The following is a 20,346-nucleotide window of genomic DNA, read 5'->3' as shown; positions in this document are numbered from 1 at the left end:
GGAATCTACCAAGCCCTCACACATGCGAGAGACAACCATCCTCTCGGTCTCCGTTAAAGGCCGAGTCATGGTGTCACCTTGACGATTGTTCCAACCTCTATCGATCCGTTGGGAAGCTTGAATGCTCGGTACTCAAGCATGACATCATCCATCATAAATCGACCGCGGAACGGTGCCTCAACAGCTACATTTGAATGGATAGTATCTATCCTTTCAGCAATCGCTTTTTCCGCACGAGCAACATCCACTCCTTTTGCTCCCAATCGATCAGCATAGTGTCCCGACTTAAATACTGTCGCTCCTGCCTTCACCGCCCCCACCGCCGCCCCACCGACTTTCCGAATGGAGCCTGCGAATGGGATTATACCCAGCAGCCGTTCCCAGGGAGTGAGCTGCTCCCTCCCGAAGAATGTCTCTCCGTACAGGGCGCCATACACCTCGAGGGGGTAGCCGAGCAGCGTGAAGGCACCCAACAGATCGGCGGCCTTGCCTGCATCGAATTCCGGTGTCTCCACCACATTGATGGTCGGCAGGACCACGGGCTCCTCCGATGCTGCGTCGGCGGATTGTACCGCCGGCGAAACATTGTCCATTCTCTGGGCAAAGGCCTGGAATGAAAAGGCAGGGCCGCCCATCCCACCGGATAGCCCGCCAGCCAGGGTGTCACCGAGCAGGGGATTGACGGTCACGAGAGGGTTGATCCATCTGCTTTCGGTTATCTTGATCTCGTTCAGATTGGATTGATACCCCGACGGATCGGTATAGGCCAGGGGGTTGTTGAACACGTAGCCGTAGCGGTTGAGGCTCTGCAGGTCGTGCGGCGCCTGCACCAGGGGGTCGGCGGAGATGAAGCGCGCCAGCACCGGATCGTAGAGGCGCGCGTTCATGTGGGTGAGCCCGATCTCCAGCATCTCGTGCCCGGTGTGCCCCTGCCGGGTGGCGAGGAGGCCGCTGGCCGCCCCGGTGACGATGCTGCGCCTGCCCCAGGGGTCGTAGCGGTACTTGGAGAGCAGGCTGGCGCTGCCGGTGGTCACCGCCATGACGCTGCCCTGGCGGTCGCCGTGGAAGTAGCGCACGCTGGGGGGTGCTGCGCTGTCGAAGGTGATCACCTCGCCGATGGGATGGCCCCCGCCGTAGAGGGTGTGGCGGTGCTCGACGGCGCCGCCGGCGTAGCGGGTGCGCTGGTAGTGGCCACCCTGGTGGATGCCGGGGTTGAAGTACCAGGTGGTGCGGTCGGGTGCAGTCATCTTCACCCGCCGGTGCTCGGGGTCGTAGCTCCAGGTGGTGGCCTGGCCCGCCTGGGTGATCGACGCGGGCATGTTCCAGGCGGTCCAGCCTATGGTGCGCCCGCCTCCGCTGGTGAGGTTGCCGTTGGCGTCGTAGGCGTAGGCTTCGCTGCCCGCACGGCACACCGCGTGCGGCCCGGCGCCGCTGCCGGGGGCGCAGCCCGGGTTTCCGCCGTAGAGGTAGGCGCCCACCCCGTCCTTGGCGGCGATGTTGCCCAGCACGTCGTAGGCCACCTCAGTGAGCGTCTGCACGCCGTTGGTATCGTTCTCGACGCGCGTGAGGCGGTGCAGGGCGTCGTAGGCCAGCACGTCGCCGCTACCGCTGCCGCCGCCCTCGTCCCAGCGCAGGGTCACGTTGCCCGCCAGGTCGTAGCCGTAGAAGTTGTACTGCACCGGCTGGTTCAGCGCATTGCGCGCATCCTGCGTGACCAGCCTGCCGTTCTGGGGCAGGTAGGCGCGCGTGGTGGTGACGCCGTTGCCGTACGCCTCGCGGGTGACGTGGCCCTCGGCGTCCACGTCCAGCGCCTGCCAGTACAGGGCGTTGGTCGCCGTGTCGCGCAGCTCGTGGGCGTAGCCGGTGGCGGTGTAGGCGTGCCGCGTGCCCTGGCCGGTGGTGAAGTACTGCGCCTGGATGCGCCCGGCGGCGTCGTACTCGGTCATCTGCCCCATCTCGATGCCGTCGACGGCCACGACGGTGGTGAAGGGCCGCCCCTTCTGGTCGTAGAGGTGGGTGCGCAGGTAGCCGCCGCCCGTGGCGGCAGTGTGCAGCCGCCCCTTGCCGGCGGTGGGGGAGGTGTCCCACACCCAGGTGCTGGCAAGCCCCGGCTCGGTGCGCTGCACCAGCCGGCCCAGCTTGTCGTAGGCCAGGGAGGTGACCTGGCTGCGCGCGTCGGTCGTGCTCGTAGACCCAGGTGCCCATGTCGGGATCAATGGTCTGCGTCTTGCGCCCGCGGATGTCGTAGGCGTTGACGATGCGGTTGCCCGCCGGGTCGGTGGTGCCGAGCAGGTTGCCGAAGGGATCGTATTCGTAGGCGGTGGCCTGCCCCAGGGCGTTGGTGACGGTGGCCACGGATGGCCTTGAGGCGCTTGCCGGTCTGGTAATGCGAGCCGTTGACGTAGCCCGTGTCGAGATCGGGCCGGGCTTCGTGGATGAGTTCCACCGCGTTGTAGGGGCTGGCGGGGATGGACGCGTTGCCGGTGTAGTCGATGCGCTGGAGGTAGTGCTCGCCGTTGGCGGCGTCCTCGGTGTAGGTGTAGGCGATGTAGTTGCCGGTGGTGTCGCTGGTCCTGTTGAGCGCCCAAGAGCGCGCGATGGCCTTGCCCTGGGCCTCGACGCGCGAGTCGGCGGTGTTGCCGTATTCGAGGATCCGCCCCGCCTTGGTCCAGACCTTGAAGTGGCCGGGGTCGCCCGCGCTGCCGCCGTGGGAGACGATCCGGGCGAAGGTGTCGATCTCGGTGCGGTATTCGGTGCCGGGCTCGCCGTAGCCGCCCGTGATGGCGACGAGGCGCTGGCCGTCGAGGCAGAAGCGGTCGCGCGCGTCCAGGCGCACGCCGCCCTGCACGCCGTCCTGGACGATGGTCCTGCCGCAGCGGGTGATGGCGGACTGGCCCGAGAGCGACCAGCCCACGCCGAGGTGGCCGTTGCCCGCATGGCTGTCGTAGGCGAGGGCGAGTTCGGGCGCGAGGCCCGCGGTGCCGGGCGGCACGGCGATGGGGATGGCGTAGGTGGCCCCGCCGTTGGCGGAGACGGCGAACGTGCCGTCGAGGGTGCCGACCGCCGCGTGGACGCGCGGGAGAACGGCGGCGAGCAGGGCCAGGGCGGCGAGAGACGGGCGAACGTGCGGCGGCAGGGCGGGCATGGCAGGCTCCGGTTCGGGTGCGTGTCTTCCTGGAGCGGTGAGGAGCAGCGGCGGGACAATGTGCGGCCAACCGCGAAGTCGCCCGGGCGCCGGGAGGCATGCGCGTATGCGCTACGGGGCTGGCATACCCGCTCCGGGGAGCGGGAGGCTGGCGGGACGCCTGGCGACAAGCCGAAGCCGTACTGCCGGGCGAGGAACGGTATTGCGGTGCTGCCGCAGCATGCCCCCCGGCGACGGCGGGAGGCGAAACTCATGCGTGATTCAAGGATGAGGCTAATGCATGGAGAGGGCAAATGTCAAGCGTTATTTATCCCGAAAGCCGGCGACCCCGCCTGGGCCCGCCGGCGGAACCCATCTTCATGAGAAGAAACAAGGTGACAAAACAGCCGTGATCGGGTATACAATCCAGTTGCCATGATCAGACGCCATGCCCCTCTCGTGATGCTCGCCCTGGTCGTCAGCATGCTGACGAACGCGCTGGGCTGGGCGTTCAACGGCGAAGTGTTCGCCCACGAACTGGATCACGAGCACCACGTGCTCTCGCTCGACCCGACGGCGCACCTGGAGGCGCATCGTTCCGCGCTGCGCAACGACGAAGGGCATCTGGACGCCGCGACCCACCTCTGCCTCCACGCAGCCGGACAGTACCAGCCGTTCTTCTTCACCGCGCCCCTGGCCGTGCCGCCTGCCCTGCACGCGCAGGCACTGGTGGCGCCCGTCTCCGCCAGCGTCCCCGAAGCCATTCCCGATTCCCCGCTGCACCCTCCCCGGCTTTCCGCCCGCGCCTAGAGCCGTTGCGGCGCCGCCCTGGACGGAGAATCCGTCCGCACGCAGCTGCCGCCCCGTGACGAGCGCCGCATCCGCCGCGTGGAATGCCGACCGCATCCCCATGCGGCGATCCGCCGCGCACCCATGCTTGCGAGGGAGGATTTCCCATGAGTTTCGAGATTCCGTTCATGCCGCCGGGAAACCGGCTGCCGGCCTGCCTGCTCGCCGCGGCGCTGGCGCTGGCCGATGCGCACCCGGCCGCCGGCGGGGCATTCTCCGGCACGATGGCGGGCGTGTTGGACCCGGCCGGCGCGCCCGCCCTGCCACCCGAGGAGAAAGCCGAGCTTTTCCTTCCCGATGCCATGCGCCTGGCGCTGCTGCGCAACCCCGAACTGGCGGCGTTCGCCAAGGAACGGCATGCCCTGGAAGGCCTCACGCTGCAGGCCGGGCTGCTGCCCAATCCCGAACTGTCCGTCATGGCCGAGAACGCGGGCAACTTCCAGAGGACGAATACCAGCGGAACGTCCATCAAGGAGGTGGAGCAGCAGGACACCATGATCCGCATCCAGCAGCTGATCGAGCTCGGCGGCAAGCGCGCGGCCCGCGTCAAGGCGGCGATGCTGAACGAGGATCTGGCGGTGCAGGCCTACGAGGTGAAGCGCCTGGCGCTCATGACGCAGGTGGCCGACGGATTCACCGAGGTCCTCGCCGGCCAGGAGCAGTTGCGGCTGGCCCAGGAAAACCGGCAGCTGGCGCGCGACGTGGCGGACGCGGTGGCGCGCCGCGTCGAGGCCGGCAAGGTGGCGCCGATCGAGCATACCCGGATGGAGGTGGCGCTCGCCGCCACGGAGATTGCCCTGGTGCAGGCGCAGCGCGACCTGGCCTCCGCGCGCAAGCGCCTGGCGCTGCTGTGGAGCAGCCCCGCGCCGCAATTCGAGAGGGCGGTGGGCCACCTCGAGTCGTGGATCGACCTGCCGGGGCTGGAGACGCTCGTGGAGCGCGTGCTGGCAAGCCCCATGGCGCTGCACGCCGCGAAGAACATGGAGCAGCGCCAGGCGCTGCTGGAGGTGGAGCGGACGCGGCGCATCCCCAACCTCACCCTCGTCGCCGGCATCCTGAACCACTCGCAGACCGGCGGCACCACCGCCGTGGCCGGCATCAGCCTGCCGTTGCAGATATTCGACCGCAACCAGGGCAATCTCCTGGCGGCCCACCGGCGCGCGAACAAGGCGATGGACGAACGGGCTGCAACCGAGCTGCGGCTCAGGAGCGAACTGACGCAGGCCCATGAGGCCTGGTCGGCCACCCGGAACGAAGTCCGGGCCCTGCGCGACGACATCCTGCCCAAGGCGGCGGCGGCCTTCGAAGCCACACGCAAGGGCTACGAGCTGGGGAAATTCGGCTTCCTGGAGGTGCTGGACGCGCAGCGCACCCTGTTCCAGCACCGCGTGCTGTACGTACGCGCGCTGTCGAACCACAGGCGCCTCGTCAACGAGATCGAGCGGCTGATCGCCGCTCCCACCGACGGCGCAGCGGATGCCCTCGCCGTGGACGGAGCGGATGCGCATGGTATCGCGGGGAGCGGATCATGAGTACGACCCCGGACGCAAGCCGGCGGCAATCCTTCCTGATCGCCCTTGTCATCATCGCCGGCGTGGCGCTGGGGGGGCTGATCCTGACCCTGGACAAGGCCCCGGTATCCGGGGACGGGCATGGACACGCAGGCGGCTCCCACGCGGCGCACGACGATTCCGGCGACCATGGCGGCCACGAGGATGAGGCGGGCCACGACGGCCACGAGCATGACGATCATGACGACCATGATCACGGCCATGACGAGGACATGCACGCGGATGAAGCCGGGGATGGAAGCGGGAAACACCGGCCCGCCCGGGGTCCACGGGGCGGAAAGCTGTTCGTGGAAGACGGCTTCGGCGTGGAGGTGACCCTGTTCGAGAAGGGCGTGCCGCCGCAGCTGCGCCTTTACCTATATGAAAACGGAAAACCGCTGCCGCCGGCCGCGGCCCGCATCACCGTCACCCTGGCCCGCCTCGGCGCCCCTGCACAGGTGTTCGGCTTCAGTCCCGAGAATGACTACCTGCTGGGAGACCAGGTGGTCGACGAACCGCATTCCTTCGACATGGCGATCGCCGCGGAGTACGGCGAGAAATCCTTCCGCTGGGGATACAGCCAGGTCGAGGCGCGCATCACGCTGTCCGACGATGTGCTCCGGCGCATCGGCGTGGAGATCCGCACCGCCGGGCCGGCCACGATCAGGCCCAGGCTCAGCCTGCCGGGAGAGATCGTGTACGACGAACACACGATCGTGCAGGTGGTTCCCAGGCTGCCGGGCATCGTCACCGCCGTCCACCGCCACCACGGCCAGCAGGTGGAGAAGGGCGAGGTGCTGGCGGTCATGGAAAGCCAGGTGCTGGCGGAACTGCGCGCGCAGTTCCTGGCCGCGCGGAAGCGGCTCGACCTGGCGCGCATCACCCACGACCGGGAAAAGCGGCTGTGGGAGGAAAAAATCTCCGCCATGCAGGACTATCTGGCCGCGCGGCAGGCCCTGGACGAGGCCGGGATCGCGGCGGATCTCGCCCTTGCCAGGCTGCGCACGCTGGGCATCCCGCCCGGGGCGATGCAGGGCAAGGGCAACCTCGCGCGCTACGAGATCCGCGCGCCCAACCGCGGGCTCATCACCGCCAAGGCCATCGCCCAGGGCCAGACGCTCAAGGAGGATGCCGCCATCTTCACCATCGCAGACATCTCCACCCTATGGGCGCACGCCACGGTCTACGAGCGGGATCTGGAGAAGATCCGGGTCGGCAGCCGCGCCGTGGTCCGCTCCACCGCGCTCGGCATCGAGGCGGAGGGCGTCGTCTCCTATGTCAGCACCCTGATCGGCGCCCAGACGCGCAGCGCCACGGCGCGCATCGTGCTGGACAACAGGGCGGGCCACTGGCTGCCCGGCATGTTCGTCACGGCGGATGTGGTCACGGAAGAAATCGCCGTGCCGGTCGCCGTGTCGCGGGATGCGATCCAGACGCTGAACGACTGGTCGGTGGTATTCGGCCGCTACGGGCAGTACCTGGAAGCGCGGCCCCTGAAGCTCGGACGCAGCGACGAGACGATGGTCGAGGTCAGGGGAGGAATCTCCGCCGGGGAACGATACGCGGCGGGCAACAGCTTCGCCGTCAAGGCGGAACTCGGCAAGGCGGGCGCCTCCCATGACCACTGAGCATATCCCCGCCCGCGACAGGCCGGGCCTGGTCGAACGCATCCTGCACCTGTCGATCCGGCGGCGCGTGCTCGTCCTGGGCGCGGTGCTGGCGATGGCCGCACTGGGCGTCCACAGCTACCAGAGGCTGGCCATCGACGCGGTGCCGGACATCACCAATGTCCAGGTCCAGATCAACACCCCGGCGCCCGGCTACTCGCCGGTGGAGACGGAGCAGCGCGTGACCTTCCCGATCGAGACGGTGATGGCCGGCCTTCCCCACCTGCACCATACCCGCTCGCTCTCACGCTACGGGCTGTCCCAGGTCACCATCATCTTCGAGGACGGGACGGACATCTACTTCGCCCGGCAGCTGGTGGACCAGCGGATCCAGGAGGCGCAGGGCAGCCTGCCTGCGGGAATCGTGCCGACGATGGGACCGATTTCCACCGGCCTGGGTGAAGTCTTCATGTGGACCGTCGATGCGCAGGAAGGGGCGCTTAAGCCGGACGGCACGGCGTACGACACCATGGACCTGCGGGAGATCCAGGACTGGATCATCCGCCCCCAGCTGCGGACGGTGAAGGGAATCACCGAGGTCAATTCGATCGGCGGCTACGTCAAGCAGTACCACGTGACGCCCCACCCCGAAAAGCTGCTCTCCCTGGGCCTGACCCTGCAGGACGTGGTGCGCGCGCTGGAACGCAACAACCTCAACGTCGGCGCCGGCTACATCGAGAAGAGCGGAGAGCAGTACCTGGTGAGAGTGCCCGGCCAGCTCGCAAATCTGGACGAGATCGCCGATGTGCTCCTGGAAAGCCATGCCGGCGTGCCGCTGCGCATCCGGGACATCGCCGACGTGGCCATCGGCAGGGAACTGCGCAACGGCACCGCCACGCGCGACGGCAAGGAAACGGTGCTCGCCACGGCACACATGCTGATCGGCGAGAACAGCCGCGCCGTGGCGCGAGCGGTGGCGGAAAAGCTGGCGCAGGTCAACCGCACGCTGCCCGAAGGCGTGGTCGCCAGCGCCGTGTACGACCGCACCCACCTCGTCGACCAGACTATCCGCACGGTGGCCACCAACCTGTTCGAGGGCGCCACGCTGGTGATCGCGGTGCTGTTCCTGTTCCTGGGCAACCTGCGCGCGGCGCTCATCGCCGCGCTCGTCATCCCGCTTTCCATGCTGTTCACCTTCAGCGGCATGGTGGCCCACGAGGTCAGCGCCAACCTCATGAGCCTGGGGGCGCTCGATTTCGGGCTCATCGTGGACGGCGCCATCGTCATCATCGAGAACAGCATCCGCCGCATCGTCCACGAACAGGAAAGGCTGGGACGCGCACTCACGCCCCCCGAGCGGCGCGCGGTGGTCTTCGAGGCCTCCCGGGAAGCGCGCAAGGTGCTGATCTACGGGGAACTGATCATCATGGTGGTCTATCTTCCCATCTTCGCGCTCTCGGGCGTGGAAGGGAAGATGTTCCATCCCATGGCCTTCACGGTGGTCATTGCGCTACTGGGGGCAATGATCCTATCGGTCACCTTCGTCCCGGCCGCGGTCGCGCAATTCCTCTCCGGCAGGCTCGCGGAAAGGGAAAGCCCCGCCGTCGCCTGGGCGCGGCGGGCCTACCTGCCCCTCCTCGACGCCGCCCTGCGCAACCGGGCGCTCACCGTCACGCTGGCGGTGGTGGTCATGGCGCTGTCCGGCCTGCTGACGACCCGCATGGGCAGCGAGTTCATCCCCAGCCTGGACGAGGGCGACATCGCGCTCCATGCCATCCGCATCGTCGGCACCAGCCTCACCACGTCGATCGGGATGCAGAACGAGATCGAGCAGCGCCTCGCGGAATTTCCCGAGGTGGACCGCACCTTCTCGAAGATCGGGGTGGCGCAGATCGCGACCGACCCCATGCCGCCCAACGTCACGGACGTATTCGTCATCCTCAAGCCCGCGTCGGAGTGGCCCCGGCCGCGGCGCACCAAGGCTGAGCTGGTCGCCGCCATGGAGCTGACGCTGCAGCGGATACCTGGCAACAACTACGAATTCACCCAACCGATACAGATGCGCTTCAACGAGCTGCTGTCGGGCGTGCGCGCGGATGTCGCGGTCAAGGTGTTCGGCGACGACATGGAAACGCTGCTCGACACCGCCGGACGCATCGAGGCCGTGCTCGGTACCGTGCCCGGGGCGGCGGACGTGCGCGTCGAGCAGATCACGGGACTGCCGGTGCTGTCCGTGCGCATGGATCGGGCCAGGCTGGCGCGCTACGGCCTGAGCGGTACTGACGTGCAGGACGCCGTCACCATCGCCATCGGGGGCAGGACCACCGGCACCCTCTACGAGGGCGACCGCCGCTTCGACCTGCAGGTGCGGCTGCCCGAGGCCCTGCGCAGCGACGTCGACGCCCTGGGACGCCTGCCGATCAGGCTGCCGCCGATCGGGATAGAGGCAGGCGCGGGTGCCGCTGTCCCTGGCGGAGTGGCCGGCTACGTCCTGCTGAGCGAGGTCGCCGACATCGTGGTGGCGCAGGAACCCAATCAGGTGAGTCGGGAAAACGGCAAGCGCAGGGTGGTGGTCACGGCGAACGTGCGGGGGCGCGACCTCGGTTCCTTCGTCGGGGATGCGCAGGCGCGCATCGCGGAAAGGATTTCCATTCCTCCCGGATACTGGGTGACCTGGGGCGGGCAGTTCGAGCAGCTCGTCGCCGCGGCGCAGCGGCTCAAGATCGTGATACCGCTTGCGTTGGGGCTGATCTTCGCACTGCTGTACACGATGTTCGGCAATTTCCGGGATGGATGGCTGATGTTCACCGGCGTGCCCTTCGCCCTCAGCGGCGGCGTCGTGGCGCTGTGGCTGCGCGGCATTCCTCTGTCCATATCGGCGGGGGTGGGCTTCATCGCGCTCTCCGGCGTGGCGGTGCTGAACAGCCTGGTGATGCTCGCGTTCATCCGTGACCTGCGCAACCGGGGAGAAGCCCTCGACGACGCCATCCGCAACGGCGCGCTCACCCGGTTGCGGCCGGTGCTGATGACCGCCCTGGTGGCGGCCATCGGATTCATTCCCATGGCGGTCGCCACCAGTACCGGCGCGGAGGTGCAGCGTCCGCTGGCGACGGTGGTCATCGGCGGCATCCTGTCATCCACGGCGCTGACGCTGCTGGTGCTGCCGGTGCTCTACCGGCTGGCCCACGCCGGCGACCGCACGCAGGCGGCACCCTCTGGTTCCGGCATGGGCGATCGGGCAACGAATTGAATCAGGCGGATTTAGGTTAGAATGGCGCTTTACCGCATCCGTCCATCCTCCCATGAAGAAGCCCCGCGCCCTGCATCGCACGCGATCCCTGCGCCTGGTCCAGGAACTTTCCAGGCTGGCCGCGGGACTTGCCGCCTCCGGCAGTCGTATCGAGGATGCTTTCTGGGAAAGCCGGCTTGCAGCCAAGATACTTGCGCAACTGCGCGCCGGCGACGACCAGAACCTGGAAGCGGCCCTGGATCAGCTCTATGAGACCGACTCGGTGGCCTACGGCGAATTCATCTACGCCATCGAGGCTGCCATCGAGTGCAGCCTGCTGACACACGAGAACACCGATAACGACGTGCTCATGTTCGCTGCGCCGATACTCACCTGGTCGCGTTTTTCCATTCCCTCGGGCCCGGTTTCCGGCCCGGTGCTCGCCGACGTACGCGTACAGCTGCAGACGCACGTGATGGCGCAGGAAACCCGCTTCGTATTGGCGAACTGCCTGTTCAGCCCCGATCAGCTTCCGCGCGGCTACCACCTCACGCACGAATTCGCCGGCAGGTTGTGGGCCGCCGCAGTGAACGAGGAACACTACCTGCACATCAATCCGCGCCAACTGGCGGAAACCGGACGCTTCCTGTCGGATACGCGCTACCTCCTCGGTGCAGTCGCCGCACCCCAGGGCAAACCCATGTTCCGATGGCAGGAAATCCAGGAAAGCCGCGCGAGCAAGAATGTCCATGCCCCCGATGGCAGGCTTTCCAAGGAAGAAATCCTGCAGGCGTGGCAGGCGCACGGGAGCGAAGCCCTCCGCCCCCTGTTCCAGGGATGCGCATTCGAGCTGCTGCTGCCGGACAGCTTCTTTTCGGCATGGCGCACGGCCGACCGACTCGCCCGTCCCTATTCCACGCACGCCACCGTCAATTTCCTGCAATCGACGCTGAACATCCCGGCGAGCCGCCTGCGCGCCGTCATCGCCCCTTTTCACGACCAGTGGCTGGAGGAGTATCGCGTCAGCTTCACTCTCAACGATCGCGACGACGTCCTCTACGGCATCGTCTGGGCGCTGGTGGGCGACGAGGACGAGCACAGCGACACCGTGGCGCAGATCGAGTCGACGCTGCGGGAGTGCGGCGTCACGCACATCGTCACGCTGGACCACCATTTCCTGCTGGAGTACTGCGAGGAATGCGGCGCACCGCTGTTTCCCAATCCGGAAGGCGAGGCCGTGCACGCCGAATTCCCTGACGAGGGGGAGGTGATGCCGGTTCACCTGCACTGAGAACCGAATCGCCGTCGAGGTGGCGCGATGACCGATACCCTGCTACATTCCGCCCATTGCGCCCGGCATCCGGCATGGGCCTCGAACGCCTTCCGGCGACGGTATCGGCATCCATGAAATTCCTTTTCGACCTCTTTCCCGTCATCCTGTTCTTCATCGCCTTCAAGGCCTACGACATCTACGTCGCCACGGCGGTGGCGATCGCCGCCACCTTCGCGCAGATCGGCTGGGTCTGGTTCCGCCATCGCAAGGTCGAGACCATGCTCTGGGTCAGCCTCGTCATCATCGCCATTTTCGGGGGTGCGACGCTGATCCTGCAGGACGAATCCTTCATCAAGTGGAAGCCATCCGTGCTCTACTGGCTGTTTGCGGTGGTGCTGCTGCTGGCCCACGCGATCTTCAAGAAGAACCTGATACGAATCATGATGAAGGAGCAGATCGTGCTGCCCGAACCCATCTGGGCCCGCCTCAACGCCAGCTGGGCTGCGTTCTTCGCGATGATGGGGGCCATCAACCTGTATGTCGCCTTCAACTTCTCCACCGAGACCTGGGTCAACTTCAAGCTGTTCGGATTCATGGGGCTCATGCTGGTGTTCATCGTCCTGCAGGGACTGATGCTGAACCGGTACATGGAAGACAAGGAAGACAACGAAGCATGATGCTGTATGCAATCAGCGGGGAGGATGTGCCCGACAGCCTGGACAGGCGCCTGGCGGTGCGCACCGCGCACCTGGAGCGCCTCAACGAGCTGCGCCAGGACGGCCGCCTGATCCTGGCGGGACCCTACCCGGCCATCGACAGCCCCGATCCCGGTCCCGCCGGCTTCTCCGGCAGCCTGATCGTGGCGGAATTCGAGTCGCTCGAGGCGGCACGCGCCTGGGCGGAAGCCGATCCCTATGCCACCACGGGGGTCTATGCGAGGGTGACGGTGAAGCCGTTCAAGAAGGTACTGCCGTGACCGGCATCCCCGGAACGATCGATGCGATAAGGGATAGGCTCGCCCCGTTGGAACCGCAAGACGTCCACATCGTGGACGAGAGCGCAAGGCATGCGGGGCACGCGGGCGCACGAAGCGGTGGCGGCCACTACCTCCTCACCGTGGTCTCGCACAAATTCATGGGGCAGTCGGCGCTTGCCCGGCACCGCATGGTATATGGCCTGCTGCGGGAGATGCTGCACGGGGATATTCACGCGTTAAGCGTAAAAGCGTATACTCCCGAAGAAATTTGACCTGACCTACCGTCCACTCACAAGGAAACCCCATGCGTCTCATGAAGCCCTCCCTATTGACGACACTCGGCATCTCCAGCCTGGTCGCCGTAGCAATCGCACACGCGCAGCCCAGTTCGCCTCTGGCAAAGGTGAACGGCGTCACGATCCCCCAGTCACGCCTGGAATTCATCGTCAGGGCGCGGGCGGCTCAGGGGCAGGCCGACAACCCGGAAACCAGGAAGGCACTCAAGGAAGCCCTCATCACCGAGGAGATCGTCGCGCAGGAAGCCCTGAAGAAAGGCCTCGACAAGGACCCGGATTTCGTCTCCCAAGTGGAGATCGCCCGCCTGACGGCGCTGGTGAAGGCGTACGAGGTCGACTATGTGAAGAGCCATCCGGTCGCCGACGAGGAACTGAAGAAGGAATACGAAGCCTTGAAGGCCCAGGTGGGGGACAAGGAGTACAAGGCGCACCATATCCTGGTTGCCACCGAGGCGGAAGCCAAGGACATCATCGCACGCCTCAAGAAGGGCGGCAAATTCGACAAGATCGCGCAGGAAAAATCCATCGACACCGGCAGCAAGGGCAAGGGGGGCGAGCTCGAATGGAGTCCTCCCGTGAGCTATCCCCAGCCTTTTGCCGAGGCCCTGACGAAAATGAACAAGGGGCAACTGAACGAGCAGCCGGTACAGACCCCTTTCGGCTGGCATGTCATCCGGCTGGAGGATATCCGGCCCCTGAAGATACCCTCGTTCGAGGAAGCGAAGCAGAACCTGACGCAGCGCGTGCTGCAACGCCAGTTCGCAGCCTTCGTCGGCGATCTTCGCAGCAAGGCCAGGATCGAATAGTCGGGATTCGGCAGCCAGGCCCCTGGAGGAGCCTGCGAATCCCCTCCGGGGCGAATGTCCCTCCGCACCCCGCTGCTCAGGTTCAGGTCACGATACGCATGCGCGGCGCCAACGCGCATAGCAATTCATAGGCTATGGTGCCTGCCGCGCGAGCCACTTCATCCACCGGCAGGCCCTTCCCCCAGAGCGTGACGGGGCTGCCGACACCGGCATCTTCCATTCCGCTCAGGTCGACGTGCAGCATGTCCATCGACACGCGTCCGACGAGCCGAGTGCGCCGGCCATTTACCAGAACAGGCGTGCCAGTGGGCGCATGCCGTGGGTAGCCGTCCGCATAGCCGCCCGCCACGATCCCGACGCGCATGGGCCGGTCGGCGCGGAATGCATGACCGTACCCCACGCCGTCTCCCCCCTGCAGCGCCTGCACCGCGATGATCCGGCTCGAGACGGTCATCGCCGGACGCAGATCCAGCGCGGCGGCACTCGTGCCCGGAAGGGGCGAGGCACCGTAGAGCATGATGCCGGGGCGCACCCAGTCGCCATGCGTACCGGGACAGCGCAGGATGGCGGCGGAATTGGCCAGGGAGCACGGTAGCCGGCGCCCGCCGGCAGCGGCTTCGAAGGATCGCATCTGCGCAGCAACGCTTTCGTCGCCGGAGGATTCGTCGGCGCGGGCAAGGTGGGTCATGAGCGTGATCCGATGAGGCGGGAAATCGGCCGCCAGCGCGTCCAGCACGGAGGGGATCTCCGCGAGTGAAAACCCGAGGCGATGCATGCCGGTGTTGATCTTCACGAATATATCGACCGGGCTGCGCCGCTTGTATGATGAAAGCATCTCGATCTGCTCGCGGTGATGAATGACCGTGCTCAGGCGGTAGCGCTCGATCCACGCCAGTTCCTCCATCGAGAAAAAACCCTCCAGCAGCAGGATGGCCTGGCGATGTCCTGCCTCGCGCAGCTGTATGGCCGCATCGATCTCGAGCATGGCGAAGCCTTCCGCGCGCTTCAGCGCATCCGCGGCGCGCAGCAGGCCATGCCCATAGGCATCGGCCTTGACCACCGCCATGACCTGCGGACGGGGTGCGTGGCGGCGAACGACGGTGAGATTGTGCTCGATCGCGGAAAGATCGATCAGCGCCTGGATGGGACGCGACATCAGGAGCGGCAGGACAGGCGCGCCACCGGCGCGGCCTTACCCGCCCCCTGCTCCCTCAGGGCGGCACAGCAGGGAAATGCCTTGATGATTCGTGGCGTTTCGCCGGGATAAGCCTGGATGCGCATTGTATAATCTCACGCCTGACCACGAGGGGATCTCTGGAGAACGTTCGAAGTGAAACGCGGATTCTATACCATCATGACGGCGCAGTTCTTTTCCTCGCTCGCCGACAATGCCCTCCTGGTCATCGCCATCGCGCTGCTGCTCGAATTGCACGCGCCCGCCTATCTTACTCCGATGCTCAAATTCGTCTTCGTCCTGTTCTACGTGATACTGGCGCCTTTCGTCGGCGCCTTCGCCGATTCCATGGCCAAGGGACGGGTCATGTTCATCAGCAACGCGATCAAGATCACGGGTTGCGGTCTGCTGTTCCTGGCAGCGCACCAGTACGTCGCGCTTGCCGCCTACGCGGTGGTGGGTCTCGGCGCGGCGGCCTACTCGCCCGCCAAATACGGCATCCTCACCGAACTGCTCCCGCCCGAGATGCTGGTGATCGCCAACGGCTGGATAGAGGGCCTGACCGTCGCCTCCATCGTGCTGGGCACGGTGCTTGGCGGACTGTTGATCACGCCCGAGATTTCCGCGGTACTCCTGGATCTCGATCTGCCGCTCATCGACACCATGCTGGAAGCCGCCATCCTCGTGACCGCCGTATTCTACAGCATCGCCGCCGCCTTCAACCTGTACATCCCGAATACCGGGGTCGACCACCGCATCCTCAGAAAGGATCCCGCATTCCTGGTCCGGGAGTTCGCCCACTGCATGAAGCTGCTGTGGACGGACAGGCTCGGCCAGATCTCGCTCTCCGTGACGACGCTATTCTGGGGAGCCGGGGCCACGCTCCAGTTCATCGTGCTCAAGTGGGCCGATGCCGCGCTCGGCTATCCGCTGAACAAGGCTGCCCAGCTGCAGGGCATTGTCGCCCTCGGCATCGCGATCGGCGCCGTCACCGCGGCGAAGGTGGTATCGCTGCGGCAATCGGTGAAGGTGATCCCTCTGGGGATCGCCATGGGCATCGTGGTGATGGCCATGATCTTCGCGCGCGACCTGTGGATCGCGATCGTGCTGCTCGCCCTGATAGGCGGGCTGGCGGGATTCTTCGTGGTGCCGATGAATGCGCTGCTGCAGCATCGCGGGCATATCCTGATGGGTGCAGGCCACTCCATCGCGGTGCAGAACTTCAACGAGAATCTGAGCATACTCGCCATGCTGGCGATCTATGCGGGACTGGTCAGCCTGGACGTGCACGTGTACACGGTCATCGTCCTGTTCGGGCTGTTCGTCTCGGTCATCATGGCGCTGATCCGCCAATGGCACCTGCACAACCAGAGCGTGGAGGACTCCCTGCACCTGATCGGTGCGCACAAGAGGCACTGATCGCTACAGGATGACGGGAGCGTCGGGCACCACGTTGCCGTTCTCCCGGCCGTCGCCCTCCACGCCGAAATGCGCCCGCAGATGGCGATCGACCGCATCGATGCCGGCAATCACGCCCGGCCCATAGCGTCCCTGGCCGAACGCATGCTCCATTTCACGACAGATTCTCTCCCACTCCCCGGAACCGACATGCGCCGCGATCCCCCGATCGGCGATGATCTCGACGTCGCGGTCCGCCAGCAGCAGATAGATCAGAACGCCATTGTCATGTTCCGTGTCCCAGATCCGCAGATGGGAAAACACTTCCACCGCACGATCCCGGGCCGACTGCCCCCTCACCAGGGGCAGGGTGTCGAGCGCCGCTTCCACCGCGAAGCAGATTTCGCCGGTATGCCGCGCTTCCGATGCACGGATGGCCCTCTCGACGGCAGCCAGGCAGGCCTCGGGAAACCGGTGCCGCACGGCTGCACGGCCCATCAGGAAATGCCGCCATATGCGTCCAAGGCTCACTCACCACCTCCCCGAAGCACCACCACCGCCAAAGCCGCCTCCACCTCCTCCGAACCCCCCGCCCCCGCCAAAACCGCCGCCGCCGAATCCGCCGCCGGGAGGCCAGCCGCTCCGGCCGCCTCGCGCGATTCCACCGCCCATGCCGCCCAGGAAACCCATGACAAACGCAAGCAGTGCGAGAACGATGGCGGCCGCCAGCGACGAGAAAACGATCCAGCCGATGATGCCTCCCGCCGTGCTCATGAGGGTGGCGCCGGCCAGACGCCCGAACATGGATTGCAACACCCTGCCGGCCAGAAGCAGGCCGATGAACAGCAGCAGAACCGCATCCGCGGCACCGGCCATCGGCGCTCCACTGCCCGGTCGCGGCGGCGGCAGCGCTTCGCCCTGGACGATGCGCTCCAGCGCCTCGATTCCCGCATCGATGCCGCCGGCGAAATCCTCCGCCCGAAAGCGGGGCAGGATGACTTCCTCGATGATGCGTTTCGTCACGGCATCCGGCAGGATGCCCTCCAGTCCGTATCCCACCTCTATTCGCAAGGCCCGATCATCCCTGGCCACCACCAGGAGTATTCCGTCATCCACCTTGCTGCGCCCCAGCTTCCAGTGCTCGGCCACGCGGATCGAGTATTGCTCGATGGATTCGGGGTGGGTGGTTGGAACGACCAGCACCGCCATCTGGCTCCCCCGCCTTTCCTCGAAGACGGCCAGCCTGCGTTCGATCGCGGCTGCCCGGTCCGCGGGCAGGATACCCGTCAGGTCGGTCACGCGGGAGACGAGGGGAGGTACCGCCACTTCCGCCGCCACTGCGGCGGCAAGGAAGGGCAGGCACGTCAGCAGGAAAACCCTTCCCCAGGTGGAAATCATGATGACGAGCCGCTGCGCATCGCCGGGAGGGCTATCTGTCCGCCGCAGGGGCGCCGAAATCCACTCTGGGGGCGGAAGATATCGCTTGTTCGTTCTCCACCGCGAAGCCCGGCTTCACCTCGTAGCCGAACAGCTTTGCGGTCAGGTTGCTGGGAAAGGCGCGCACCGTCACGTTGTAGTCCTGTACCGCCTCGATATAGCGCTTGCGCGCCACCGTGATCCGATTCTCGGTACCCTCCAGCTGAGCCTGCAGATCACGGAAATTTGCGTCCGACTTGAGCTGCGGATAGTTTTCGGCCACCACCAGCAGGCGCGACAGGGCGCCCGACAGCTCCCCCTGGGCGCTTTGAAATCGGGCAAACGCTTCCGGATCGTCAACCAGTTCCGGCGTGGCCTGGATGCTTCCCACCCTGGATCGTGCATCGGTCACGCCCAGCAGCACCTCCTTCTCCTGGGCGGCGAAACCCTTCACCACATTGACGAGATTGGGAACCAGATCCGCACGGCGCTGGTACTGGTTCAGCACTTCTGACCAACTCGCCTTGATCCGTTCATCGGCGGACTGCAGGGTGTTGTAGCCGCAACCGCTCAAGGACAGGGCAAGCAGTACCAGGGACAGCAGTTTGAGCATGGCGTTCTCCCGAAAGAATCGAAGCTGAACCTTAGAAATGGCCATCGAAGCGCAGGATCCATGATGCACAACCATGGGCGACCGGATTCCCGGGCATTGGACAGGCAAGGTCGCAGGCGGCGCAACCCGCTTCCCCCATCGGACCGTGGCCGGGCATTCATCCGGCGGGCATCAGATCCTGCATCGTGCTGCGGGCGAAACACAAATCCTCCCAGACTTTGGCCTTGTCGGCAAGCGTGCGCAGCAGGTAGGCGGGATGGTAGGTGACGATCACCGGAATTCCGGCATGCCGATGCAGCCTGCCGCGCAGGCTGGCGATACTGGCATCGGTATGCAACAGGTTCTGCGCGGCGATCCTTCCCAGTGTCACGATGAGCCGGGGCTGGATCAGTTCGATCTGCCGCGCGAGGTAGGGCGCGCACTGCTCCATTTCATCGGGGGCGGGATTCCTGTTGCCGGGCGGACGGCACTTCACGATATTGGCAATGTACACGCCTCGCCCACGCATGAGGCCGACAGCCGCCAGCATGTTGTCGAGCAGCCTGCCGGACGGACCGACGAAAGGCTCTCCCCTGGCGTCCTCCTCCGCCCCGGGCCCTTCGCCTACGCACAGCCAGTCGGCACGCCTGTCGCCCACCCCGAATACCGTATGGGTGCGTGAACGACACAGCCCGCATGCCGTGCATGCCGCCACGCTCGCCTCAAGCTCGCTCCAGTCCATGCTCCGGATCGCCGCGACGCGTCCGGCGATCGCATCGGCGGGAAATGCCGGAGCGATGGTGTCCTGTGCAGCGGAGGGGCCCATCGGGGCCCGGGCACGCCACAGCGGCCCCAGTCCCAGTTCCCTGAGCACCTCTTTGCGCCGGGATCGCCGGGAGGGATTGTCCGGCGTCACAGCATCAATTCCATCACCAGAGAATCCTCGCGCCCACCCATCGCCGGGTAGTAGTCCCTGCGCCTGCCGACCTGAACGAAACCCACCCGCTGATACAGCCGGGCCGCGGCATGATTGGACTCGCGCACATCCAGGAACATCGAGCGGGCATGCTGCTCCCTCGCGATGCGAATGAAGTGGCGCAACAGCTTCTCCCCCCAGCCTTTTCGCTGCGCCCCCCCCGCGACGCTGAGCGTGAGCAGGTGCGCCTCCTCGGCTCCGATCGTCATCACCCCGTAGCCAACGGGGTGATCATAGTACTCCAGCACCAGGCAGTGATAGCCGGAATCGAGCGAATCGCAGAAATTACCGCGCGTCCACGGAAACAGGAAGACTTCGCGTTCGATCGCCACGACTTCGTCCAGATCCGCCGCAAGCATCTTTCTGATCCGCGGAACCTCCTGCAGCTGCGCACTCATCGTTCCCGTTCCTTCAGCGCCACCTTGTCGCGTACATAGAACGGCACGGCTCCGGCAGGGTCCATCCCTCGGCCGCACTCGAACGCTGCTTTCGCCAGTCGCGCCACTTCGCGGGCATGCGGCCGGATTCCGGGCAGGATGCGGTCGATGCGCCCCGCATGACGGGCACGCAATGCCTCACCGTATACTGCAAAGCCGCTGCCGCAGCCTGTCCAGCCGCTGCCCTCCATCCGCGGCGCCTGCTGCGGCGCGCACAGAACGGGCGCGCTCACCGGTTGCCACCCATCGAGCGTCCTTTCATAGGCTGCATGATAGATCTCGCCCATGCGGGCATCAAGGGATGCGACGACACGGTCTCCACCCGCCGCCTCGGCCAATGCCTCCAGCGTGCCGATGCCCGCCACCGGCAGGCCGGCTCCCAGGGCCATTCCCTGCGCGACACCGCAGGCGATGCGCAGACCGGTGAAGGATCCGGGGCCGGCACCGAAGGCGATGCCGTCCAGCTGGGCAAGCGCCAGGCCAGCCTCGTCAAGCAGGCATCTCGCCATCGGCAGGATCAGCTCGGAGTGCCGCTGCTGTGCGAGCACCTCCCGGTGCACGCACGCGTCGCCCGTCAAAACGGCAACGGAACAGTATTCGGTGGAGGTGTCGAAGGCCAGGATCCTCAACGCCGCGCCGGGAA

Annotated in this window: 18 protein-coding genes and 2 pseudogenes; 10 read left to right on the top strand and 10 right to left on the bottom strand. The window is 66.1% G+C overall.

Features of this window, described 5'->3' with window-relative positions; genetic code table 11:
* Positions 1 to 65 precede the first annotated feature (65 nt).
* The 3 genes and pseudogenes from BT108_RS01400 to BT108_RS01395 form a co-directional block, all read right to left on the bottom strand.
* Positions 66 to 2,216 (bottom strand): RHS repeat domain-containing protein, encoded by a 2,151-nt coding sequence (locus tag BT108_RS01400; RefSeq protein WP_072292739.1) that lies wholly within the window; start codon positions 2,214 to 2,216, stop codon positions 66 to 68.
* An 85-nt stretch (positions 2,217 to 2,301) separates the two neighbouring features.
* Positions 2,302 to 2,355, bottom strand: a pseudogene (locus BT108_RS14245) (hypothetical protein); the annotation flags it as partial.
* Between the two features lie 169 nt (positions 2,356 to 2,524).
* A pseudogene (locus BT108_RS01395) lies at positions 2,525 to 3,145 on the bottom strand (SpvB/TcaC N-terminal domain-containing protein); the annotation flags it as partial.
* A gap of 414 nt (positions 3,146 to 3,559) precedes the next feature.
* Here BT108_RS01395 and BT108_RS01390 point away from each other — a divergent pair.
* The 9 genes from BT108_RS01390 to BT108_RS01350 all read left to right on the top strand — a co-directional run bounded on the left by BT108_RS01390 (position 3,560) and on the right by BT108_RS01350 (position 13,710).
* Complete coding sequence (locus BT108_RS01390) at positions 3,560 to 3,934, top strand: hypothetical protein (protein WP_072292737.1); 375 nt, start codon at positions 3,560 to 3,562, stop codon at positions 3,932 to 3,934.
* A 146-nt stretch (positions 3,935 to 4,080) separates the two neighbouring features.
* Positions 4,081 to 5,505 (top strand): TolC family protein, encoded by a 1,425-nt coding sequence (locus BT108_RS01385; protein WP_072292736.1) that lies wholly within the window; start codon positions 4,081 to 4,083, stop codon positions 5,503 to 5,505.
* Positions 5,502 to 7,151 carry an efflux RND transporter periplasmic adaptor subunit gene (locus BT108_RS01380; protein ID WP_072292735.1) on the top strand — a complete coding sequence of 550 codons (1,650 nt, stop codon included), beginning with the start codon at positions 5,502 to 5,504 and terminating at the stop codon, positions 7,149 to 7,151. The genes BT108_RS01385 and BT108_RS01380 overlap by 4 nt, the downstream gene beginning before the upstream one ends.
* Before the next feature lie 28 nt (positions 7,152 to 7,179).
* Positions 7,180 to 10,380 (top strand): efflux RND transporter permease subunit, encoded by a 3,201-nt coding sequence (locus tag BT108_RS01375; RefSeq protein WP_083566091.1) that lies wholly within the window; start codon positions 7,180 to 7,182, stop codon positions 10,378 to 10,380.
* A 52-nt stretch (positions 10,381 to 10,432) separates the two neighbouring features.
* Positions 10,433 to 11,650, top strand: coding sequence for a DUF2863 family protein (locus tag BT108_RS01370; protein ID WP_072292734.1), 1,218 nt, complete (start codon positions 10,433 to 10,435; stop codon positions 11,648 to 11,650).
* Positions 11,651 to 11,763: 113 nt separating this feature from the next.
* A complete protein-coding gene (locus BT108_RS01365; RefSeq protein WP_072292823.1) occupies positions 11,764 to 12,309 on the top strand; it encodes a septation protein A in 546 nt (181 codons plus the stop codon).
* Entirely contained in the window at positions 12,309 to 12,608 is a 300-nt protein-coding gene (locus tag BT108_RS01360) for a YciI family protein (protein ID WP_072292824.1), read from the top strand. The genes BT108_RS01365 and BT108_RS01360 overlap by 1 nt, the downstream gene beginning before the upstream one ends.
* Positions 12,605 to 12,880, top strand: coding sequence for a BolA family protein (locus BT108_RS01355; protein WP_369816907.1), 276 nt, complete (start codon positions 12,605 to 12,607; stop codon positions 12,878 to 12,880). The genes BT108_RS01360 and BT108_RS01355 overlap by 4 nt, the downstream gene beginning before the upstream one ends.
* A 32-nt stretch (positions 12,881 to 12,912) precedes the next feature.
* Positions 12,913 to 13,710, top strand: coding sequence for a peptidylprolyl isomerase (locus BT108_RS01350; protein ID WP_072292733.1), 798 nt, complete (start codon positions 12,913 to 12,915; stop codon positions 13,708 to 13,710).
* Between the two features lie 82 nt (positions 13,711 to 13,792).
* Here the strand turns inward: BT108_RS01350 and alr are convergent, their stop codons facing one another.
* The gene (gene alr / locus BT108_RS01345) at positions 13,793 to 14,866 is read right to left on the bottom strand and encodes an alanine racemase (RefSeq protein WP_072292732.1); all 1,074 of its coding nucleotides are present in this window, start codon (positions 14,864 to 14,866) and stop codon (positions 13,793 to 13,795) included.
* Between the two features lie 174 nt (positions 14,867 to 15,040).
* Between alr and lplT the strand changes: the two genes are divergently transcribed.
* A complete protein-coding gene (gene lplT / locus BT108_RS01340) occupies positions 15,041 to 16,303 on the top strand; it encodes a lysophospholipid transporter LplT (protein ID WP_072292731.1) in 1,263 nt (420 codons plus the stop codon).
* A 3-nt stretch (positions 16,304 to 16,306) separates the two neighbouring features.
* Here the strand turns inward: lplT and BT108_RS01335 are convergent, their stop codons facing one another.
* The 6 genes from BT108_RS01335 to tsaB all read right to left on the bottom strand — a co-directional run bounded on the left by BT108_RS01335 (position 16,307) and on the right by tsaB (position 20,332).
* Positions 16,307 to 16,813 carry a TPM domain-containing protein gene (locus tag BT108_RS01335; protein WP_072292730.1) on the bottom strand — a complete coding sequence of 169 codons (507 nt, stop codon included), beginning with the start codon at positions 16,811 to 16,813 and terminating at the stop codon, positions 16,307 to 16,309.
* Positions 16,814 to 17,680: a TPM domain-containing protein gene (locus BT108_RS01330; protein ID WP_072292729.1), complete on the bottom strand. Its 867-nt coding sequence runs from the start codon at positions 17,678 to 17,680 to the stop codon at positions 16,814 to 16,816.
* 31 nt (positions 17,681 to 17,711) lie between these two features.
* Entirely contained in the window at positions 17,712 to 18,311 is a 600-nt protein-coding gene (locus BT108_RS01325) for a LemA family protein (protein ID WP_072292728.1), read from the bottom strand.
* 157 nt (positions 18,312 to 18,468) lie between these two features.
* Positions 18,469 to 19,206 (bottom strand): uracil-DNA glycosylase, encoded by a 738-nt coding sequence (locus BT108_RS01320; RefSeq protein WP_072292727.1) that lies wholly within the window; start codon positions 19,204 to 19,206, stop codon positions 18,469 to 18,471.
* Positions 19,203 to 19,664 (bottom strand): ribosomal protein S18-alanine N-acetyltransferase, encoded by a 462-nt coding sequence (rimI, locus tag BT108_RS01315; RefSeq protein ID WP_072292726.1) that lies wholly within the window; start codon positions 19,662 to 19,664, stop codon positions 19,203 to 19,205. Before rimI ends, BT108_RS01320 begins: the two co-directional genes overlap by 4 nt.
* Positions 19,661 to 20,332 (bottom strand): tRNA (adenosine(37)-N6)-threonylcarbamoyltransferase complex dimerization subunit type 1 TsaB, encoded by a 672-nt coding sequence (gene tsaB, locus BT108_RS01310; protein ID WP_072292821.1) that lies wholly within the window; start codon positions 20,330 to 20,332, stop codon positions 19,661 to 19,663. The genes rimI and tsaB overlap by 4 nt, the downstream gene beginning before the upstream one ends.
* Positions 20,333 to 20,346 lie beyond the last annotated feature (14 nt).

The sequence above is a fragment of the Nitrosovibrio sp. Nv17 genome, assembly GCF_900119085.1.
In the GTDB taxonomy this organism is placed as follows: domain Bacteria; phylum Pseudomonadota; class Gammaproteobacteria; order Burkholderiales; family Nitrosomonadaceae; genus Nitrosospira.
Note: the sequence above shows the minus strand (reverse complement) of the source record. Positions and strands in the feature narration are given on the sequence as shown.